Origin of the sequence: Flavobacterium sp. (assembly GCF_028712645.1) — a bacterium.
Taxonomy (GTDB): Bacteria; Bacteroidota; Bacteroidia; order Flavobacteriales; family Flavobacteriaceae; genus Flavobacterium.
This window is the reverse complement of the sequence record NZ_JAQTPQ010000051.1, coordinates 1-16,949: the sequence shown is the minus strand read 5'-3', so window position 1 is coordinate 16,949 and position 16,949 is coordinate 1. Positions and strand designations below refer to the sequence as shown.

Sequence of the window (16,949 nt, the reverse complement as noted above, 5' to 3'; positions counted from 1 at the left end):
ATCTGTTAATGATTGATAGCCACGTTGTTTTAAGCGTTTCAAAGTAATGGTAGTACTCAAAATAGGACTTTGTGCAATCGCCCAACCGCCTTTCCTCGTTCGGCTAAAAGCATAGGCGTGGTCTTGGGGTATCGCTCGGGTCTTGGTTTCACATAGCTATGATTTTCAAAAATCAAGCGAAGCGTCTTGATAAAGTTAATAAAAGACTATGTCTCTATGCGTGTAAAAAATCTAAATTGAATTACACCCAACGGGTTGAATTTATTATATTTGCAACAGTCGGTGCTAAAAATCCGCCACTAAATCAACCTTGAACCGTTAACAAATATTTAAAAAACAAACTATGACTAAAATTTTAATCTCTATTTCTGCCTTTTTAGCCTTTAATTATGCATTTTCTCAAAATCCAATCACTGTAAGCGGCACTTGTTCTTATACTGATGCTTTAGGAGTTTACAATTATACAGGCATCCAAAATAACAAGCCTAAATATGTCAAAATCATAAATGATAATTGCGCAAATTTTACAGGAGAATTAACTTGCTCTGCTGCTTCCTTACTTTGGTACACAATCCAATGGAATGGCACAAATTGGGAATGGATAAGACACTACGAACCAAGTACTTGCTTATGGCTCATAGCAGAATGTGTTCCTGCTGCACAAAGTGGAGGTGGAGGATATTATGATACAACAATTGCTAGTAATGCAGCTGACACCTCTTTGCCCCCTTGTTCTGGTTGGACTGGTAGCTGCACTCCAACTTTTTCAGAATGTAGTACGTTGAGTTTGATTAATAATACTTTAAAACAAAAAATTGCCTATTATACAAATCCAATAAACAATACTTTTTATATCAAAATTGAAGAGCCATACGATAGTTTAAAATTAAGTTTAGTGAATGTTTCTGGGCAAGTTCTTATGTCTCAAACGTATAACAATTTGCCACTAATTGAATTAAATATCAATCAGCCCAATGGTGTGTATTTAATTAAACTTACTAATGACAAGAATGAAGAGGCTGTTATAAAATTGATTAAAGAATAAACGATTTGCTAATCCGTTAGAATTTAGTTGCGTGAGCATCTCTAACATTGAAATAAACCATTATGGACTTTCAGTCCATAATGGTTTAGCAGACTGAAAGTCTGCACGGTTGTAGAACTTAACTTTTTTACCACGAATTACACAAGTGTGAATCTTTGACAAAAAAAATCAAAGCAGAGCTTTGAGGGATTAAACCTAAAGAGATTAAAATTCATATTGTCGCTACCAAAATCTAGTCTAACAGATGTTTGGTAAGATTGGGGTATTAGGCTGAATTTAAGGCTAGTTTTATTATTTTGAAAATTTTTCTTTAACCAAATTTAATCCTCCATATCACCAATAGTGTAATACTTGAAAACTTTTTTTTAAAATTAAGCCTTCGATAAACTTCAATTTCCACAATAGAAACCCTAATTGTTTTGTTCTTGAAAAATTTTCATCAAAATATTTGCTTCAATTATTGGACTTTTAGCCGTTTTCATCATTTTGAGAATACGGTTAGTTACAATTGGATTTAGTCCCATTTTAATTACTATATGGCGGATTTCAATTTCCTCTTTTTCATGCAAAACACCATCACAATGCATCAATAAAGCCAACCGATAAAACTGTTGTATGCGTTCAAACTCCGATTTTATTATGATTTGGGGTAATTCCTGATGAAACAAATCGTTAAAAACAGCTTTTTCAATTTGTAATTCACAAGCAACAATTGATAAAAATTCATATTCTCTTTTGTGCAATTGACCATCAATTGTAGCAAAAGCAATCATTTCTAAAAGTAAACTTCTTTTTTCTTCGAAAGTATTCATCAAATCAGTATTTTTAGCTAAAATACTAAAGTTATGGCAACGATTCAAAAACTAACAATAATTCTATTCCTGTTTGTCACGATATCACAAACTTTGGCACAATCTCCAAGCCCAAAAAGCGAACAGGCGAAACAAAACACTGCTTCAAAACAAATTTCAACTTTCACTATTGAAGCACCTCAACTAAATACAACTAAGAAAATCTGGATTTATTTGCCAAAAAATTACAGTAAATCTCAAAAAAAATATCCCGTGATTTATATGCACGATGCCCAAAATCTTTTTGATTCAAAAACCTCTTTCATTGATGAATGGAATGTAGATGAGAAACTAGACAGTCTCAATGCGCAAGTAATTATAGTGGGAATTGAACATGGAAACGAAAAACGAATCGAAGAATTAACTCCTTATAAAAACGAAAAATACGGCGGAGGAAATGCTGATAATTATCTCGATTTTATTGTAATAACCCTAAAACCAGAGATAGATAAGAAATACAGAACGAAAACAAATGATAAAAACACAGCTATTATGGGAAGTTCGCTTGGCGGACTAGTCTCTTATTATGCCATTTTGAAATATCCTGAAGTTTTTGGTAAAGCAGCACTATTTTCACCTTCGTTCTGGTTCAATCGTGAAGAAATTAATGAATTAACTCGAAAGACTCCTAAGATTAAAACCAAAATTTATTTACTTTGTGGCGATAATGAAGGCGATGCCGATATGATTACTGACCTCAATAAAATTGATGATTTAATCTCCGAAAAAAGATGCGAATGTAATAATCTGACTAAGAAAAAAATTGTCAAAGGCGGACAGCATAACGAAAAATTATGGCGAGATGGATTTGTAAAAGCTTTTCTATGGCTTTTTTAAAAATTAAATATAATAACACAATGAAAAATAAAATCTACATTCTACTTGTTTTCACAATGATGGGTTTCAAAAATGAAGGCCAAATAAAACCATATAACTTTAACGCAGATTCTCTTTGGAATCAATATGATTCATACAAGGAAAAAACCATAACCAACCGATTTATAAAGCATACAGATGTTGTTCGATTGATAGACAAACACATCAAAAAGGACAATTTCAAAAATGAAATTTTAGGCAATTCCGTCGAAGGTCGAAGTATCAACCATTTATTTATTGGAAAAGGAAAAATTAAAGTTATGTTTTGGTCACAAATGCACGGAGACGAGTCCACCGCAACAATGGCTCTATTTGACTTATTCAATTTCTTGGATTCAAAAGACAAAAACGATACTTTTAGAAATTATATATTAGACAATCTAGAGTTGCATTTTATTCCAATGCTGAACCCTGATGGCGCGGAAATCTGGAAAAGACGAAACGCTTTAGGTATTGATATCAATCGAGATGCAGTAGCTTTGGTTTCGCCTGAATCAAACATTTTAAAAAATATTGCTCAACGATTAAAACCTGATTTTGGTTTTAATTTACACGATCAAAGTACCCTTTATTCAGTGGGTCACAATAAAGAACCCGCTACAATTTCTTTTTTGGCACCCGCTTTTGACTATGAACAAACTGAAAATAAGGTTCGAAAAAATGCCATTCAATTGATTGCAAATTTAAACTCACATTTGCAAAATTACATTCCAGGCAAAGTTGCCAGATATAATGATGAATTTGAACCTCGAGCCTTTGGAGATAATTTTCAATCTTGGGGAATTTCAACAATTTTAATAGAATCTGGCGGTTATAAAGAGGATATTGAAAAACAATACATTCGAAAAATAAATTTTTACACACTTCTACAAGCATTAGAAACCATTTGTGACAAATCATACCAAAAGGAAAAAACTGAAGATTATTTTAAAATAAAAATAAATAGTAAATTTAATTATGATTTGGTCATTCGAAACATTGGTATTATCAAAAATGGAATTACCTACAAAACAGCTATCGGAATCAATCAAGAACAAGTTCTGAATAATGATTCAAAATCGGTTTCCTATAAAGGAACAATTGCCGAAATTGGGGATATGAATTATAATTTTGGTTACGTTGATAAAGATGTTAATGGAATGGAATATGCAGCTCCAAAAATTAAATTAATGCCCCAAAACGAATGGAATAATTTGACGCTTACAGATGAATTTAATTTGATAAAACAGGGGTTTCTATTTGCAAAATTGACCGACAAAGACGATCCAAACGCCACAAAAGGACTGCTACAACTCACAGAATCGGAAACAATATCAACTAATAATCCTGAATTCAAAAAAGCTGCTAATTTTATATTATTAGAAAACAACAAACCTAAATATGCAGTGATTAATGGATTTTTTATTGATTTATCCAAAGAACCAAAAGTGTCAAACAACATAATTAGTAATTAAAAAAGATGAAAAACAAACTTCTCTACCTATTCATTTTTCTAATAACAATAACTGCTTTTTCACAAAAAATACGGCATCGGAAAATTGAAAAATTGATTAAAAAGTCAGAAATTCTTAATGAGCATTTTTATGGTTTTGCACTTTATGACCAAGACAACGACAAAATGATTTATGAGCAAAATGCTAGTAAACACTTTGTTCCAGCTTCAAATACTAAAATGTACACTTTTTATACGGTTTTAAATATGTTGGGCGATTCGATTCCTGCTTTGAAATATGAAATAAAAGGTGATTCCTTAATTTTCTGGGGAACAGGAGATCCAACGCTTTCTTACTCCACTTTCAAATCGAATAAAGTATTGGATTTTTTGAAAAAATCGGATAAAAAATTGTTCTTTGTGTCTAATAATTACAAAGGAAATTTTTATGGTTCGGGATGGAATTATGATGATTATCTTGAAGATTTTCAACCTGAATTAACCGCTTTTCCAGTCGAAGGAAATACGGCCAAAGTATATAAAAACGAGAATGGTGGAATAACCGTAAAACCTCCTTTTTTACAGCCTTTTTTCAAACTGGATGCCAATTATATTCCTAATGATTTCATTATTAAGCGAGACTTTTATACAAATCAATTTACCTATCCAGCCACTATTTCTAAAACGGGTTATCTTCAAGAAATTCCTTTCAAGACCAGTCCTAAGCTAACTATTTCACTTCTTGAAGAAAAAATAAATAAAGATATTTCACTCCTTGACCTTCCATTACCACAGGATTTCAAAATTATTTATAGCGAAAAAACAGACGATGTCCTGAGAAAAATGATGCTAGTAAGTGACAATTTTATAGCCGAACAATTGCTATTAGTTTGTTCTTCTACACAATCGAATGATTTATCAACCAAGGAAATGATTGATTATAGCAAAACCAATTTTTTGAAAGAATTTGCAAATGATATTACTTGGGTTGATGGCTCTGGATTGTCACGCTATAATTTATTCACACCCAATACTTCAGTTGCAGTGCTTAAAAAAATTAGTTCCAAAATCAATGACGAGGAAAGATTACACGGTTTATTTCCAGCTGGCGGAGTTTCGGGAACTTTAAAAAGAGCCTATAAAACCGATAACGAAAAACCTTTTGTTTGGGCAAAAACGGGAACACTTACCAATGTTTACAATCAAAGTGGTTACGTAGTTACACGAAAAGGCAAAAAATTAATCTATTCGTTTATGAACAATAATTTCACAAGAACTACCGACGAAATTAGAAATGAAATCGCACGAATTATTACCGAAATTCACAATGATTATTAGTGCCTATTTACATAATATGTAATCGGAATAAAATAGTGTCGTTTTTTAAAACCATATAAGTCATATAAGTTTTTGTCTTTATTATGTCTCACTCGTGATTTATATATTTTTATAAATAAGACCATATAAGGGAAAACGATGTTTTTTATAGGACAATAAATTATTCTTACTACTTAATTGACTCCAAAATTGCTTTTAAAACATACCTTTGTAAAAAAATATAAAAATGACAAATAACGATATCCTAAAAAAACTACGTGTTGCGCTAATGCTACGCGATGACCAAATAGTTGAAATACTGGAACTAGTAGATTTCAGAATTTCAAAATCAGAATTAGGTGCTTTTTTCCGTACCGAAGATCATCCCAATTATGTGGAATGTGGCGACCAAGTATTACGTAACTTTTTAAATGGATTGGTAATCCATTTGCGAGGAACAAAAGAAAATCCAAAGAATCCTACAGCCGTTTTGGCTAAACACAAAGCTGAAATTCCTGTAAAAAACAGAACATCAGAAAGACCCGAATTCAAAGCAAAACCCAAAGACGAAGAAAGAGCAAGAGGCGATCAAAGTCCTTCTAAAACAAAGTCAGCGGCAAAAAAGAAACCTTTCAAAAAACCGGCTCCAAAAATACAAGTGGTAGAAAAAGTGAAATTTAATTTCGGTAAGAATAAGAAATCCTGAGTATTCAGGATTTTTTTTTGCAAAAAAATAAAGTTCCCAAATTGCGAATTTTTATATATCTTTGCTAAAGATTTACATATTAAATATGTCAAGAATATTTGTAAAAGGTACATTGAGAGATTATTGGGAAATACATCCTGATACGGAGCAATATTTAAAAACTTGGTATGACACGGCAATCAATGCTAATTGGAAAACTCCAAATGATGTAAGACAAAATTATGCTAACGCCAGTATTCTCAAAGACAGTAGAATTGTTTTTAACATAAAAGGAAATTCTCACCGACTGATTGCAAAATTCAATTTTGATAAACAATGGATTTTCATACGTTTTATTGGAACCCATTCTGAATATGATAAAATTGACGCAAATACAATTTAAAATTTAAACAATGAACATTAAGCCAATAAAAACCGAATCAGATTATCAAGTTACTTTAAAAAGATTTGAACTTCTTTTTGATGCTCCAATTGGAACTCCTGAAAGTGATGAGGCAGATATTCTTGCTTTATTAATTGAAGAATTTGAAAATAAAAATTATCCCATTGAAGCACCGGATCCAATAGAAGCCATAAAAATAAGAATGGAAGAAATGCAACTAAAACAAATTGATTTAGTTGATGCAATTGGAGGAAAAAGCCGAGTTTCCGAAATTTTGAATCGCAAACGAAAACTTACTGTTGAAATGATTCGGAATCTAACCACTCGTTTAAACCTTTCTCCAAGTGCCCTGATTAGTGATTATTCATTGAATGAAAAATAAGAATGAAAAAAATATTATTCATAATCTTTCTAATCACATTCGTTACAATCGGTTATTCTCAAAAGAAACAATGTTCCGATTTTAAAACAGGTAAGTTTGAATATACTGATTCAAAATATTTTGAATGGAAAGTAGTCCGAACTGATTCAACACAAACAGAAATTAATTCTAAAAACGGAATAGAGCTCAAAGCGACAATTTTATGGAAATCTGATTGTGCATATGTTTTAACTTATGAAAAAATAACAAATTCAGATTTAAAAGATCTTATCGGGAAAAAAGTATTTGTTGAAATATTAGAAATTCAAAACCAAAAATTCAAATACCATTCAAAAATGGAGGCTTTAGAAATAACTTCTGAAATGATCAAAGTGGAATAAATTCCATAAAAAAAATCACAAAAAAAATCCTGAGCTTTCACTCAGGATTTCCTATTTTATAACTATTTTTCTAATTAAGAAAGTGCTGCTTTTACTTGGTCAGCTGCTTCTTGAAACTCAACAGCCGATAAAATTGGCATTCCTGAATTATCAATTAATTCTTTTGCAATAACTGCATTTGTTCCTTGCAAACGAACAATGATAGGCACTTTAATAGCATCTCCCATATTTTTGTAGGCATCAACAACTCCTTGTGCCACACGGTCACAACGAACGATTCCACCAAAAATATTAATCAAAATAGCTTTTACATTTGGATCTTTCAAAATGATACGGAAAGCTAATTCCACACGTTTTGCATCGGCAGTTCCACCAACGTCTAAGAAATTGGCTGGCTCGAAACCTGCGTATTTTATTAAATCCATTGTTGCCATCGCCAATCCAGCTCCGTTTACCATACAACCAACGGTTCCATCAAGATCTACGTAGTTCAAACCTGCTTCTTTTGCTTCAACTTCGATTGGATTTTCCTCACGAACGTCACTCATTTCGGCAAGTTTTGGATGTCTGAATAAAGCATTGTCATCTAAATTTACTTTTGCATCAACAGCTATGATTTTATTATCCGAAGTTTTTAAAACTGGGTTAATTTCAAACATTGAAGCGTCAGAACCAATGTAAGCATTATATAAAGAGGTAGCAAATTGAGTCATTTCTTTGAAAGCATTTCCAGAAAGACCTAAATTAAAGGCAATTCTTCTAGCTTGAAAAGCTTGCAATCCAACAGCAGGATCAATTTCTTCTGTAAAAATTAAATGAGGAGTGTGTTCAGCTACGTGTTCAATATCCATTCCACCTTCGGTAGAATACATAATCATATTGCGCCCTTTACTTCTATTCAATAATACTGACATATAAAACTCCGAAGTTTCGCTTTCACCAGGATAATAAACATCCTCAGCAACCAAAACTTTATGTACCAGTTTACCTTCAGCCGAAGTTTGTGGTGTAATTAAATGCATTCCGATGATTTGCCCTGCAATTTCCTCAACTTGTTGAAGGTTTTTAGCAAGCTTCACTCCACCACCTTTCCCACGTCCACCAGCGTGAACTTGAGCTTTTATAACGTGCCATCCTGTTCCTGTTTCAGCAGTTAATTGTTTTGCAGCAGCAACTGCTTCTTGAGCATTGTTTGCAACATAACCACGCTGCACTTTTACGCCATAACTGGCAAGTATTTCTTTTCCTTGGTATTCGTGTATATCCATATTAAAGTATTTGACAAGATTCTGAATTTATTCCAGAAATAAAGTGCCACAAAAATAACAAATTCATCTTAAACAAAAATCTTTTTCTATTATAAAATTGAAATAAACCGCTATTGACTGAAAGTCAATAGTTTTAATTTAGCAGACTAAAAGTCTGCAAAGTTTTAAGAGTAAAAATAATTCAACCGCAGATTCGCAAATTAAAAACCAAATCCGTATAAATAATCTGCGAATTTGCGGTAAAATTTTATAGAACCTGAAAGGAAAATGCACTAAAGTGCATAGTTTTAACTACAGCTGTGACCAATAAAATTTTTCCAAAATTATCCAGATTTGGATATTTACGAAATATCAAATTTATGAGGCTAAAAATTAAGAATTATTAAATTCAAAACTACTATAACGATTGAGAAAACTTTATTTAAAATAGGATTTTTTGTCGTTTTCTGTTAATCAATTTTTTTTTAATTAGAACAAATTATGAATTTGACAATTTGAATGTATTAGAATGAATTATTGCTATTAAATAAACGTTTTTCTATTATTACAACAAAAATGTAGAAAACTCAACTTTTAAAATTCATTATAATTAATGAAATCTATATTTTTGCATAAAAATTATCAAGAATGAAAGTTAAAGAACAAGGACTCTATTTGCCCGAATTTGAACACGACAACTGTGGCGCAGGATTTATTTGCAATTTGAATGGAATTAAGTCGAATGACATTATTCATAAAGCACTAGATATTTTAATTAATCTAGATCACCGTGGTGCCGTAAGTTCTGACGGAAGAACTGGAGATGGAGCAGGAATATTATTTGATATACCTCATAATTTTTTTAAGAAAGTTTGTGAATTCGAAATTCCAGAAACAAGAGAGTATGCAGTAGGAATGGTTTTTATGCCAAAAAGCATAAACCAAACTATTTTTTGCAAAACTACTTTTGAAGAATCAATAAGAAATCAAAATCTTGAAATTTTAGGATGGAGAGATGTTCCTGTTGATGCATCGAATTTAGGGCAAATTGCGGATGAAAAAGAACCAACTGTAAAACAAGTTTTTGTTGGTAAAAACGGTTTAGAACTTACAGAGCAACAATTTAATGCCAAAATGTTTGCCGCAAGAAAATTTGCTGAACATACGATTAGAAATTCAAAAATTTCTGAAAGTCACATGTTCTATTTCTCAAGTTTTTCTACAACAACCATAATATATAAAGGTTTACTAAGACCAGAAGATATCAGTGCTTATTATGTCGATTTATTAGATAATGATTTGGTTACAAGACTAGCTTTGGTTCACCAACGATTTTCTACCAATACTTTTCCTTCTTGGGAATTAGCACAGCCATTTAGATATATGTGTCATAATGGAGAAATCAACACGCTTCGAGGAAATATAAGCCGTATGCGTGCTCGTGAAGAATTGATGAAAAGTGACGTTTTTGGAGAAGACATCAAAAAATTATTTCCAATAATATTAGAAGGAAAATCAGATTCTGCTTCGATGGATATGGTTGTCGAATTGTTATTAATGACAGGACGTTCACTTCCCGAAGCAATGATGATGGTAGTTCCTGAAGCTTGGGAAAAACATCAAACTATGTCAGCTGAGAAAAAAGCGTTTTATGAATACAATGCCTGTATTATGGAACCTTGGGATGGACCTGCTTCAATTCCTTTCACCGATGGAAACGTAATTGGTGCTTTATTGGACAGAAATGGTTTGAGACCTTCTCGTTATACACTTACAAAAGGTGGCTTTGTAATTATGTCATCAGAAATTGGCGTTCTTGACATCAAACCCGAAGATGTAGTACAACACGGTCGTTTGGAACCAGGAAAAATGTTCCTTGTAGATATGAATGAAGGACGAATCATTGAAGATGATGAGATAAAAAATTTAATCGTTAGCAAACATCCTTACAAAGAATGGTTAGATGAGAATTTACTGCATTTAGCACAAATTCCTTATACTGACAATGTTATTCCTGTTGAAAACATAGATTTTGAAACCCGTCAACGAATGTTTGGCTATTCAATTGAGGACTTGAAAACCATAATAAATCCTATGGGTTCTAGTGGTTACGAAGCCATCAGCTCAATGGGAAATGACACTCCACTAGCTGTTTTGTCAGATCAACCTCAACTTTTATACAACTATTTCAAACAATTATTTGCACAAGTTACCAATCCACCTTTGGATGGTATTCGTGAAGAAATCATAACCGACATCAGTTTGGCAATTGGTGGTGATTATAATATTTTTGACATTGCTCCAAAACATTGCAAGAAATTAAAAATCCAAAATCCAGTTATTTCAAACGAAGATTTAGATAAAATAAGTAGCATTGATCATCCTGATTTTAAATCGGTAAAAATATCAACCTTATACGAAATAGAAAAAGGAGTCAATGGACTAGAAAGAGCTTTAGAAAAATGCGTGAATGCTACTTTCAAAGCAGTATCCGAAGGTTGCAATATTGTTATTCTCTCTGATAGAGGTGTTAGCGAAAAAATGGCTCCAATCCCAATGTTATTGGCTTGTTCCTATATTCATCACTCATTAAATACGCTGAAAGTACGTTCGAAATTCGGAATCTTAATTGAATCTGCCGAGCCACGTGAACCGCATCATTTTGCATTATTATTTGGTTATGGAGCTAGTGCCATAAATCCATATATGGTTAACGAAATCATTCGTGACCAAGTAAATCAAGGATTTATTTCAAACGTAAATGCCGATGATGCAATCAAAAATTTCAACAAGGCAATTGCAAAAGGAATCCTTAAAATTATGAATAAAATTGGCATCTCTACCTTACATTCTTATAGAGGTGCTCAAATTTTCGAAATCTTAGGATTAAATAAAACATTCTCTTCTAAATATTTCCCTAACACTCCATCCCGAATCGAAGGAATTGGCTTGATGGAAGTAGAGAAAGAAGTCAAAAAAAGATACCAAAAAGCTTTTCCAAATTCAAAAGTTGCCAGTTTATTACCTTTAGAAATTGGAGGAATTTACAGATGGAGACGTAACGGAGAAAGACACATGTTTAACCCAACCACGATTGCAAAATTGCAGCAAGCGGTTCGATTAAACAGTCCTGAAAGCTATAAGGAATATTCAAATATGGTCAATGACCAAAGTAAAAACTTGATGACTATCAGGGGATTATTTGAATTCAATAACTTGGATCCTATTTCTATTGACGAAGTAGAACCTTGGACAGAAATCGTGAAAAGATTCAAAACTGGAGCTATGTCTTATGGATCTATCAGTTTAGAAGCCCACGAAAATTTGGCGATTGCTATGAATAGAATTGGCGGAAAAAGCAATTCTGGAGAAGGTGGAGAAGATCCAAAACGTTTCCAAAAAGACTTAAATGGTGATTCTAGAAATAGTGCCATCAAACAAGTAGCTTCGGGAAGATTTGGTGTTTCTATCAACTATTTGACGAATGCCAAAGAGATTCAAATAAAAATGGCTCAAGGCGCAAAACCTGGAGAAGGCGGACAATTACCAGGCGAAAAAGTATATCCGTGGATTGCCAAAGTTAGGAATTCAACGCCTTATGTTGGATTGATTTCGCCACCGCCACATCACGATATTTATTCTATTGAGGATTTATCCCAATTGATTTTCGATTTAAAAAATACCAATCGTGAAGCTAGAATTAACGTTAAATTAGTTTCCGAAGTTGGTGTTGGAACCATCGCAGCAGGTGTTGCCAAAGCAAAAGCCGATGTAATTTTGATTTCAGGATATGACGGAGGAACTGGTGCTGCACCTTTAACTTCCTTACAACATACGGGAATTCCTTGGGAATTAGGATTAGCCGAAGCACAACAAACCTTAATCTTAAATGATTTAAGAAGTCGTGTGGTTTTAGAATGTGATGGTCAGTTGAAAACTGGTCGTGACGTAGCTATCGCTGCTTTACTTGGAGCAGAAGAATTTGGTTTTGCAACAGCTCCATTAGTAGCTTCGGGTTGTATTATGATGAGAGCTTGTCACTTGAATACTTGTCCAGTAGGTATTGCAACACAAGATCCAGAATTAAGAAAAAACTTTAAAGGAACTCCAGAACACGTTATCAACTTTATGTATTTTATTGCTGAAGAGTTGAGACAAATAATGGCGCAACTTGGTTTTAGAACCTTGAAAGAAATGGTAGGACAATCACAAAAATTAAATGTGAACAAAGCCATCAAACATTATAAAGCAAGTGGTTTAGATTTATCAACAATCTTATACAAACCAGAAAAAGCGAACATTGTACCTAATCACAATACAACAACTCAAGATCACGCTTTAGAAAACGTACTTGATTTTGACATTATCAAAGCGGCTCTTCCTTCTATTTACAGAAAAGAAAGAACAAGAGTTACTTTTAAAATCAAAAATACAGATCGTGCTGTTGGCGCAATTTTGAGTAATGAAATTTCAAAAATTTATGGAGCACAAGGTTTACCTGAGGATACCATATTAGTCGATTTTGAAGGTTCAGCAGGGCAAAGTTTTGGAGCATTTGCAACCAATGGTTTGTCATACAAAATTCACGGAAACTGTAATGATTATTTAGGTAAAGGACTTTCTGGCGGAAAATTGATTATCAAGGTTCCTCCTACTGCAACTTTCAAACCTGAAGAAAACATCATCGTGGGCAATGTGGCACTTTATGGTGCAATAACTGGGGAAGCCTATATCAATGGTATTGCTGGAGAACGTTTTTGCGTTAGAAATTCAGGAGCAACAGCAGTTGTTGAAGGAATTGGAGATCATGGATGCGAATATATGACTGGAGGAACTGTAGTTGTTCTTGGAAAAACGGGTAGAAATTTTGCAGCTGGAATGAGCGGTGGAATTGCTTATGTTTTTGACGAGAAAAAACAATTCGAGAATGGTTTATGCAATATGGAAATGGTTGAATTTGAAACTTTGGAAAAAGATGACTTAGCAAAACTAAGACGTTTGATTCGCAATCATTCTATGTACACCAATAGTCCATTGGCGAAACGAATCCTTGGTGACTGGGAAAACCAACAAAAGCATTTTATCAAAGTAATGCCAACAGAATACAAAAAAGCATTGATAAGATTAGCTAAAGAAAATCAATTAGAAGAACTAATAGCACAATAGTTATGGGCAAGATAGGTGGATTTAAAGAATACAACAGAGCTGACGAAAGTAATATAGTTGTTCAGGAAAGAGTTACAAACTACAATGAATTTACAATTCCGTTAGCAAAAGATAAAATAAAAGAACAAGGTTCAAGATGTATGGATTGTGGCATACCGTTTTGTCATAGCGCATGTCCGTTGGGGAATTTAATTCCAGATTTCAACGATATGGTACATCAAGAAGAATGGCAAAGTGCCTTAAATATTCTACAATCAACAAACAACTTTCCTGAGTTTACAGGTCGTTTATGTCCAGCTCCATGTGAAAAATCATGTGTTTTAGGAATCATAAAAGATCCTATTTCAATAGAAAATATTGAAAAAAGCATTGTAGAAAGAGGTTTTGCTGAAGGTTGGATTAAACCTCAACCTCCAGAAGTTAGAACTGGAAAAACAGTAGCTGTTATTGGTTCTGGACCAGCTGGTTTAGCGACAGCACAACAATTAAATCGTGCCGGTCATAGCGTAACCGTTTTTGAAAGAGATAATGCCATTGGCGGATTATTACGCTACGGAATTCCAAATTTCAAATTAGAAAAAGGAATCATCGATAGACGTGTTGCCATTTTAGAAGCTGAAGGAATTGTTTTCAAAACCAATGTAAATGTTGGTGTAAATTACAGCATTGACCAATTGAATAGTTTTGATTCTATTGTATTGTGTGGTGGCTCAACCGAAAGAAGAGGATTACCTACAAAAGGTGCCGATAGCAAAGGAGTTGTTCAAGCAATGACTTTTTTGACACAACAAACAAAATCTTTGTATGGCGAAGTTATTCCTGACCAAATAAAAGCAACAGGTAAAAACGTAATCGTTATTGGTGGTGGAGATACAGGTTCCGACTGTGTGGGAACATCAAACAGACAAGGAGCATTATCTGTTACCAATTTCGAAATTATGCCAAAACCACCCGTTGGAAGAAGCGAAACTACTCCTTGGCCTTTTTGGCCTTTGCAATTAAAAACGTCCTCTTCACACGAAGAAGGTTGCGGAAGAAATTGGTTAATCAATACCAAAGAATTTATTGCCAATGAAAGCGGCCAATTAACCGCTTTAAAAACCGTTGAAGTAGAATGGAAATTGAAACCAGGACAAAGACCTGAATTAATTGAAAAAGAAGGTTCGGAGAAAATTTGGCCTTGTGATTTAGCCTTGTTAGCTCTTGGATTTACAGGTCCAGAAAAAACATTGAGCGACCAATTAGGAATAAAAATTGATGCTCGTAACAATTATTTTGCGACAAATTATCAAACCAATGTTCCTCACATATTTACAGCCGGTGATATGAGAAGAGGACAATCTCTAATTGTTTGGGCAATTTCTGAAGGTCGTGAAGCTGCCAGAGAAGTCGATTTATATTTAATGGGTTACACCAATTTACCAACAAAAGGTAACGGTGATTTACCAAGTTTATAAAAAGTAATTAGCATTGTACAAAACCCTTGAAAAAATATCTTTTCAAGGGTTTTATGTTTAAAATAGTTTTTTGAAATTACAACAAATGTTACTTTTAAAACATTTTGTTATAATTTGTTAATTTAAATTTTTCCCTTGTGTGAATCAATAAAGAATAATAAATTTACCAAAAATATAGTGAGATGCAATCAAAAGATTTAGTACAATTAGCAGAACAATTCGGAAGTCCTTTATACGTATATGATGCCGAAAAAATCCAATCGCAATATAAAAGATTAACAAATGCTTTCTCGAAAGTAGAGAAGTTGCGTATCAATTATGCAATGAAAGCCTTGTCAAACGTTGCCATTCTTCAATTGTTGAGAGAAATGGGATCTTGTTTGGATGCGGTTTCTATTCAAGAAGTACAATTAGGACTTTACGCCGGATATTCTCCTGAGCAAATATTTTTTACTCCAAATGGTGTTTCTCTCGAAGAAATCGAAGAAGTATCAGCAATGGGAGTTCAAATCAATATTGATAACTTGTCGATTTTGGAGCAATTTGGTACTAAATATCCAAATGTACCTGTTTGTATTCGTATCAATCCTCACGTAATGGCGGGTGGAAATACCAATATTTCTGTGGGACATATAGATAGTAAATTTGGAATTTCTATTCATCAAATTCCTCATTTGCTTCGTATTGTTGAAAATACTAAAATGCATATCGCTGGAATTCATATGCACACAGGTTCAGATATTTTAGATATTGAGGTGTTTTTATATGCTGCCGAAATATTATTTGACGTGGCCAAAAACTTCAAAAACCTTGACTTTCTTGACTTTGGTAGTGGATTTAAAGTGCCTTACAAAAAAGACGATATTGAAACTGATATTGAAGAATTAGGAAAAAAATTATCTAAAAGATTCAATGCCTTCTGTGCAGAATACGGAAAAGAATTGACCTTGATTTTTGAACCAGGAAAATTTCTGGTAAGTGAAGCAGGTTTCTTTTTAGCGAAAGTAAATGTGATAAAACAAACAACCTCTACCGTTTTTGCTGGAATTGACAGTGGATTCAATCACTTAATTCGACCAATGTTTTATGGTTCCCAACACCATATCGACAATATTACAAACCCAAAAGGGAAAGAGCGTTTTTACTCTGTTGTGGGATATATTTGCGAAACAGACACTTTTGCCAACAACCGTAGAATTTCCGAAATCAATGAAGGTGATGTCCTTAGTTTTAGAAATGCAGGAGCTTATTGTTTCTCGATGTCTTCTAACTATAATTCGAGATACAAACCAGCCGAAGTTTTATGGCAAAATGGTCAAGGCCATTTGATTCGTGCTCATGAAACCTTCGACGATTTACTAAGAAACCAGATTCCGTTGCCTGTCGAAGCAGCAACAGTTTAACAAATAAAGATTCCCATTTCAATAAAAAATGAAATGGGATTTTTTTTAAGAGAATTGAATTTAATTCTTCCTGTAACCACAATTATATAATAAAAAGAATAACACTCTATTCTTTTCTAAAAAGTGAGATATATCATATTTAATTGGTAATAATTTACTTAATTTTACTCCAAATAATAAATAAAACAAACAATGAAAAAAATAATAATTTTGAGCCTTGCAAGTATTGCAATGCTAATGGTTTTGGTTCAATGTAAATCAAATAATGAGAAGCAAGAAGCTACAACAAAAGAGGTCGTAAATCC

At 33.1% G+C, this 16,949-nt stretch carries 13 protein-coding genes and 1 pseudogene; 11 read left to right on the top strand and 3 right to left on the bottom strand.

From position 1 onward, the window contains the following. A pseudogene (locus PHC28_RS05775) lies at window positions 1-132 on the bottom strand (group II intron reverse transcriptase/maturase); the annotation flags it as partial. Between the two features lie 211 nt (window positions 133-343). On the opposite strand from PHC28_RS05775, the gene PHC28_RS05770 reads away from it, so the two are divergent. Then, a complete protein-coding gene (locus PHC28_RS05770) occupies window positions 344-1,045 on the top strand; it encodes a T9SS type A sorting domain-containing protein (RefSeq protein WP_300097183.1) in 702 nt (233 codons plus the stop codon). Between the two features lie 410 nt (window positions 1,046-1,455). On the opposite strand, the gene PHC28_RS05765 is transcribed toward PHC28_RS05770, so the two are convergent. Beyond that, on the bottom strand, window positions 1,456-1,857 hold the full coding sequence (locus PHC28_RS05765) for an excinuclease ABC subunit B (protein WP_300097181.1): 402 nt from the start codon (window positions 1,855-1,857) through the stop codon (window positions 1,456-1,458). A 33-nt stretch (window positions 1,858-1,890) separates the two neighbouring features. Between PHC28_RS05765 and PHC28_RS05760 the strand changes: the two genes are divergently transcribed. The 7 genes from PHC28_RS05760 (at window position 1,891) to PHC28_RS05730 (ending at window position 7,371) form a co-directional block, all read left to right on the top strand. After that, the gene (locus tag PHC28_RS05760) at window positions 1,891-2,733 is read left to right on the top strand and encodes an alpha/beta hydrolase-fold protein (RefSeq protein ID WP_300097179.1); all 843 of its coding nucleotides are present in this window, start codon (window positions 1,891-1,893) and stop codon (window positions 2,731-2,733) included. A gap of 20 nt (window positions 2,734-2,753) precedes the next feature. Beyond that, complete coding sequence (locus PHC28_RS05755) at window positions 2,754-4,226, top strand: M14 metallopeptidase family protein (RefSeq protein WP_300097177.1); 1,473 nt, start codon at window positions 2,754-2,756, stop codon at window positions 4,224-4,226. 5 nt (window positions 4,227-4,231) lie between these two features. Then, the gene (locus tag PHC28_RS05750; protein ID WP_300097176.1) at window positions 4,232-5,542 is read left to right on the top strand and encodes a D-alanyl-D-alanine carboxypeptidase; all 1,311 of its coding nucleotides are present in this window, start codon (window positions 4,232-4,234) and stop codon (window positions 5,540-5,542) included. A gap of 226 nt (window positions 5,543-5,768) precedes the next feature. Next, window positions 5,769-6,227: a DUF1456 family protein gene (locus PHC28_RS05745; protein ID WP_300097174.1), complete on the top strand. Its 459-nt coding sequence runs from the start codon at window positions 5,769-5,771 to the stop codon at window positions 6,225-6,227. Between the two features lie 85 nt (window positions 6,228-6,312). Beyond that, entirely contained in the window at window positions 6,313-6,609 is a 297-nt protein-coding gene (locus PHC28_RS05740; RefSeq protein ID WP_300097172.1) for a type II toxin-antitoxin system HigB family toxin, read from the top strand. Between the two features lie 10 nt (window positions 6,610-6,619). Next, entirely contained in the window at window positions 6,620-6,991 is a 372-nt protein-coding gene (locus tag PHC28_RS05735; protein ID WP_300097170.1) for a transcriptional regulator, read from the top strand. A 2-nt stretch (window positions 6,992-6,993) separates the two neighbouring features. Beyond that, a complete protein-coding gene (locus tag PHC28_RS05730) occupies window positions 6,994-7,371 on the top strand; it encodes a hypothetical protein (protein ID WP_300097168.1) in 378 nt (125 codons plus the stop codon). A 74-nt stretch (window positions 7,372-7,445) separates the two neighbouring features. Here the strand turns inward: PHC28_RS05730 and sucC are convergent, their stop codons facing one another. Continuing rightward, on the bottom strand, window positions 7,446-8,639 hold the full coding sequence (sucC, locus tag PHC28_RS05725; RefSeq protein WP_300097166.1) for an ADP-forming succinate--CoA ligase subunit beta: 1,194 nt from the start codon (window positions 8,637-8,639) through the stop codon (window positions 7,446-7,448). 627 nt (window positions 8,640-9,266) lie between these two features. Between sucC and gltB the strand changes: the two genes are divergently transcribed. The 3 genes from gltB to lysA all read left to right on the top strand — a co-directional run bounded on the left by gltB (window position 9,267) and on the right by lysA (window position 16,644). Beyond that, a complete protein-coding gene (gltB, locus tag PHC28_RS05720; protein ID WP_300097164.1) occupies window positions 9,267-13,784 on the top strand; it encodes a glutamate synthase large subunit in 4,518 nt (1,505 codons plus the stop codon). A 2-nt stretch (window positions 13,785-13,786) separates the two neighbouring features. Then, on the top strand, window positions 13,787-15,241 hold the full coding sequence (locus PHC28_RS05715; protein ID WP_300097162.1) for a glutamate synthase subunit beta: 1,455 nt from the start codon (window positions 13,787-13,789) through the stop codon (window positions 15,239-15,241). Window positions 15,242-15,423: 182 nt separating this feature from the next. Beyond that, complete coding sequence (lysA, locus tag PHC28_RS05710; RefSeq protein WP_300097160.1) at window positions 15,424-16,644, top strand: diaminopimelate decarboxylase; 1,221 nt, start codon at window positions 15,424-15,426, stop codon at window positions 16,642-16,644. Window positions 16,645-16,949: the final 305 nt, after the last annotated feature.

What these genes read in the sequence shown, in the direction of transcription:
- PHC28_RS05745 (WP_300097174.1), top strand. Translation starts at nt 5,769, where the DNA reads ATGACAAATAACGATATCCTAAAAAAACTACGTGTTGCGCTAATGCTA.
- sucC (WP_300097166.1), bottom strand. Translation starts at nt 8,639, where the DNA reads ATGGATATACACGAATACCAAGGAAAAGAAATACTTGCCAGTTATGGC.
- PHC28_RS05735 (WP_300097170.1), top strand. Translation starts at nt 6,620, where the DNA reads ATGAACATTAAGCCAATAAAAACCGAATCAGATTATCAAGTTACTTTA.
- PHC28_RS05755 (WP_300097177.1), top strand. Translation starts at nt 2,754, where the DNA reads ATGAAAAATAAAATCTACATTCTACTTGTTTTCACAATGATGGGTTTC.
- lysA (WP_300097160.1), top strand. Translation starts at nt 15,424, where the DNA reads ATGCAATCAAAAGATTTAGTACAATTAGCAGAACAATTCGGAAGTCCT.
- PHC28_RS05740 (WP_300097172.1), top strand. Translation starts at nt 6,313, where the DNA reads ATGTCAAGAATATTTGTAAAAGGTACATTGAGAGATTATTGGGAAATA.
- PHC28_RS05730 (WP_300097168.1), top strand. Translation starts at nt 6,994, where the DNA reads ATGAAAAAAATATTATTCATAATCTTTCTAATCACATTCGTTACAATC.
- PHC28_RS05765 (WP_300097181.1), bottom strand. Translation starts at nt 1,857, where the DNA reads ATGAATACTTTCGAAGAAAAAAGAAGTTTACTTTTAGAAATGATTGCT.
- PHC28_RS05770 (WP_300097183.1), top strand. Translation starts at nt 344, where the DNA reads ATGACTAAAATTTTAATCTCTATTTCTGCCTTTTTAGCCTTTAATTAT.
- PHC28_RS05750 (WP_300097176.1), top strand. Translation starts at nt 4,232, where the DNA reads ATGAAAAACAAACTTCTCTACCTATTCATTTTTCTAATAACAATAACT.
- PHC28_RS05715 (WP_300097162.1), top strand. Translation starts at nt 13,787, where the DNA reads ATGGGCAAGATAGGTGGATTTAAAGAATACAACAGAGCTGACGAAAGT.
- PHC28_RS05760 (WP_300097179.1), top strand. Translation starts at nt 1,891, where the DNA reads ATGGCAACGATTCAAAAACTAACAATAATTCTATTCCTGTTTGTCACG.
- gltB (WP_300097164.1), top strand. Translation starts at nt 9,267, where the DNA reads ATGAAAGTTAAAGAACAAGGACTCTATTTGCCCGAATTTGAACACGAC.